Source organism: Deltaproteobacteria bacterium (genome assembly GCA_003696105.1).
Taxonomy (GTDB): Bacteria; Myxococcota_A; Polyangia; order Haliangiales; family J016; genus J016.
Genome location: RFGE01000313.1, coordinates 1 through 4150, shown reverse-complemented (window position 1 = coordinate 4150; position 4150 = coordinate 1). Strand labels below are relative to the sequence as shown.

The following is a 4150-nucleotide window of genomic DNA, read 5'->3' as shown; positions in this document are numbered from 1 at the left end:
GCCGGCGCGCCCGCCGGCGCCCGCGGGGCGACCGGCGGCGCCCCGGCCGGCGCGCTGGCGTGCGAGCCGTACGCGCCGCCGCCCGCGGCCGCCGAGCGCAACCCGCACGGCATCCGCCTCGCCGACATCACCGGCGACCTCGCGGTCGACCTGCCGGCCGGCCGAAGCCTGCCGGACCCGTTCGCGTTCGGCGCGGGAGTCGCGGCCGGCGACCTCGACGGCGACGGCGACGTCGACTTCGTCGTCGCGCGCAACGACGACCCGTCGTCGCCCGCCCCGACCGGACCGACCACGGTGGTGTGGAACGACGGCGCCGTCGACGGCGTGCCCGCGCTGCGCGTCGACTCGGCCGTCGCCGCGCGGTTCGCCGGCGTGCGGTCGATCGGCGCGGCGGTCGCGGACGTCGACGGCGATGGCGACCTGGACGTGTTCGTCGCCAACCGGGGACCGGACGTGCTGCTCGAAAACGACGGCGCGGGCGGCTTCGTCGACGTCACCGCCGCCGCCGGCGTCGCGGGGCCCGCCGGCGACGCGTCGACGGGCGCGGTGTGGGCCGACGTCAACGCCGACGGGCTGCTCGACCTGTACGTGCTGTCGTTTGTGGCCGGAGACGCCATCGCTCGGGATCCGGCGCTCGCCAACCGGTTGTATCTGCAGCGGCCTGACCGCACCTTCGTCGAGGTCGCCGGCGCCGCCGGCGCCGCCGGCCTCGGCGCATCGCACGCGGCGCTGATCGCCGACCTCGACGGCGACGCCGGCCTCGAGATCTACGTCGCCGACGACACGTTCGCGGTCGACGGCCGCGGCGGGACCGCGGTGCTGGACGGCGACGCGGTGTTCGACCCGCTCGCCATCTCCGACGACGGCGTGCCGACCTACGCGGATCGGGCCGCGGACTGGCGCGTCGATCACCGGTCTTCGTCGATGGGGCTCGCGCTGGCCGACCTCGACGGCGACGGATTCGACGACCTGTACGTCGCCGACTTCGGGGTCAACCGCGTCCAGCTGTGGGACCCGGCGTTCGGCGGCTATCGCACCGACGGCGGCACGCTTGGCCTCGCGGGCTCGCCGCCCGTCGGCGTCGCCGGCACCCGCATGGTGACGTGGGGCGTGCAGGCGGTCGATCTCGACCGCGACGGCCGCGACGAGGTGATCGCGGTCAACGGCGACGTGATCGCGGCGCCGCCCGGCTCGGGGCCGTGCCAGCACGACGCGGTGTTCCGCCGGCTGCAGCCGGGCTATCCGTTCGCCGACGTGTCGGCCGACGTCGGCTGGCCGGCCGGCGACGACCCGTGCGGCGCGGGCGACGCGCGCAACGGCCGCGGCTTCGCGCTGGCCGACTTCGACGGCGACGGCGACCTCGACCTGGTGATCGCGCCGTACGCCGAGCGCTATCGGTTCGTGCGCAACGATACGCCGGCGTGCGGCCGCACGTTCGTGCGCGTGCGGTTGCGCGGGACCGTGTCGGCGCCCGACCCGGTGGGCGCCGAACTCGCGGTCGTCACGGCGCGCGGCGAGGTCCTCCGGCGGGTGCTGTACGGCGGCGGCCAGCCGTACAGCCAGGGCGACCGCGTCCTCGAGATCGGCCTCGACGGGGACGCCGCGGTGGCGCGCGCGGAGGTCCGCTGGCCCAGCGGCCTGGTGCAGCGCATCGACGACCAGCTCGAGGTCGGCGGCGAGGTGACCGTCGTCGAGCCGCGGTGGCTGTGGATCGACCGGCGCGTCGCCGACCTCGGCGATCCCGCGCCGGTGCTCGCGTACGAGCCGGTGGACGAGTGGGGCGCGCCGCTGGGGGCCGCCGGCGCCGGGCGGGATGTGCGCGTCGTGCGGTCCGACGGCGGCGACGCCGAGGTCGTCGACCGGGGCGACGGCACGTACGTCGCGGCGTTGCCGCATCCGGCCGAGGCCCGCACGACGGTCGTCGCGGTCGTCGACGGCGGCGCGGTGCTGGCGCCGCGGCTGACGGTGCTGTACCGGTAGCGCCGCCCGGGCCGGCGGCGCCCCCGCGCTGTCGCGCTCCGCGGCCGACGGTGCCGTACCGGTAGCGCCGCGCGGGCCGGCGCCCCCGCGCTGTCGCGCTCCGCGGCCGACGGTGCCATACCGGTAGCGCCGCCCGGGCCGGCGGCGCCCCCGCGCTGTCGCGCGCCGCGGCTGACGGTGCCGTACCGGTAGCGCCGCGCGGGCCGGCGGCACCCCCGGGCTGTCCGCGCCGCGGCCGACGGTGCCGTACCGGTAGCGCCGCGCGGGCCGGCGGCGCCCCCGCGCCGTCGCGCTCCGCGGCCGACGGTGCCGTACCGGTAGCGCCGCCCGGGCCGGCGCGCGCGGGCAGCCCGCGCGCCGGCTCGCATCGCGCGCTACCGTGCGCCGAGCAGTTCGACCAGCACCGCGGCGTAGGTGTGGCCCGCGGACGCCTGGCAGTCGGCCAACTCGGCCCGGCGCAACGTGACCGCGATCCGCGCGCCGGACCGCGTGCCGGTCACCGACCCGCGGGCCTTTGCGTCGGGCGCCACCTGGACCGACAGGGCCGTCCAGCCGGCGTCCGCCAGCGCGCGCTCGAACGCCTTGGCGGCCGCCGCAAGGGAGGCCACGCCGTCGACGCAGTACGCGGCCTGCATCCGGCCGCCGCGCCCGAGCCTGCGGATCGGCGACACGAGCCGGGTGCCGGCCGGAACCCGCACCCACTCGGTCCACTCGGCCTGGCCCAGCGGCGCCGGCCCCGCGTCGGGCGGGGCCGGCACGGGGGGAGTCGTCCCGGCCGCGTCCCGGGCGATCGGCCGCGACGGCTGCCGCGAGTCGCCGCCGGCGTTGTCCTTGCACGCCGGTGCGGCGCAGGCGGCCGCCAGTGCGATCGTGCCGACGAACCGTCGCATGCGCGCACTATCGACGCGCGGCGACCGCGGTGTCAAGCCGCGGCCGCGCCTACAGGCAGGCGCCGTACTCGGTGCCGGCGATGACCATGCGCGGGACCAGCCCGCCACAACTCGTCGTGCCCGAGCACTCGCCGCCCGCGGGGCTGAGCGTGCACACGCGGGCGCACACGCTGCCGGTGCCGGTGTTGATGCACAGGTGGTTGATCGCGCAATCGCTGGTGGTGGAGCACGTCTGGCCCTGGGTGGCGCTGCCGGCCTGGTTGCAGGTCGCAAACGGGATCTCGTCGCCGCTTTGCGGATCCATGTCGGGATCGTCGAAGGAGAGCGTGCAGCTGAACCCCGCCGGGCACAGCCCGCCGGCGGCGGCGTCCGTCGGGTCGCAGGCGCTGCTGCACGTCGTCGCGTTCGGAATCGGCGTGCCGCCGGATTGCAGCGTGATGATGCACTTGCGGCGCGGGTCGCCGCAGTCGGCGTCGACGTTGCAGTACTGTTGGCAGTTGCCGTCGACGCACACGAACCCGCCGGCGCAATCCTGCAGCGCGCTGCACGCCGAGCCGACCATGCCGGGCGTGTCGACGGTGCGGCAGGTCGTCTCGCCGAGGTTCGTCAGGCTCAGGTCGCACACTTGCGGCGGCGTGCAACCGCACTGGGCGACCAGGTCGCACGGCGTGCGCGGGCACGTCGCCGCGGCGTCGGGCGCGCCGGGCTGGGCGTCGGGCGCGCCGGGTCGCGCGTCGGGGGCGCCGGGTCGCGCGTCGGGGGCGCCGGGCCGCGCGTCGGGCGCGCCGGGGGCCGCGTCCGCGATCGGGCCGATATCGTCGTCGTCGCCGGTGTCGGCGGTGGCGCAGCCGGCTCCCGCGACGGCGAGCGCGAGCATCCAAACGAGGAGTGAAAACCGCGTGTAGTGTGTCATGGGTACGACCGCCTCCCGGCGAATCCGCACGAGTCCCGGCGAGGTTCGGCAAGCATAGAACGAGCGGCCGCGAAGCCAAAGCGACGCCGGTTCGCCGGGCGGGCGGACGCCGGGGCGGATCGGCGTTCCGGTCCGCGACGCGCGCGTGGTTCCGCACCGATGGACGTCGCGCGGGCGGTCAGAAGTTGTAAGCGCGACCTGCGGCGTGCGCGCGGCGATCCGGGCGGCTCGGCGGCGGGCGCGGCCGGTGAACGCCGCCGCCGCGCGCCCGTCGCGCCGGCGTGGCGGCCGCGGTCGCCGCGGCGCGGGCGGCCCACCGCGGCTGTCGTCGCGCGGGGCGCCGGCCGCGGCGCGCGCGGGGCTCAGT

Annotated in this window: 3 protein-coding genes; 1 reads left to right on the top strand and 2 read right to left on the bottom strand. The window is 77.7% G+C overall.

Features of this window, described 5'->3' with window-relative positions:
* Positions 1–1980 (top strand): hypothetical protein (locus D6689_19720; protein RMH38403.1); only part of this gene is annotated, 1980 nt, incomplete at its 5' end.
* Between the two features lie 374 nt (positions 1981–2354).
* On the opposite strand, the gene D6689_19715 is transcribed toward D6689_19720, so the two are convergent.
* Together D6689_19715 and D6689_19710 are read right to left on the bottom strand one after the other, a co-directional pair.
* Positions 2355–2870, bottom strand: coding sequence for a hypothetical protein (locus D6689_19715; protein ID RMH38402.1), 516 nt, complete (start codon positions 2868–2870; stop codon positions 2355–2357).
* 49 nt (positions 2871–2919) lie between these two features.
* Positions 2920–4150, bottom strand: a 1231-nt coding sequence (locus D6689_19710; GenBank protein ID RMH38401.1) for a hypothetical protein, incomplete at its 5' end; no start/stop codon positions are given.

Excerpts from the sequence above, each read along its gene's own strand:
- D6689_19715 (RMH38402.1), bottom strand. The coding sequence starts at position 2,870 with ATGCGACGGTTCGTCGGCACGATCGCACTGGCGGCCGCCTGCGCCGCA.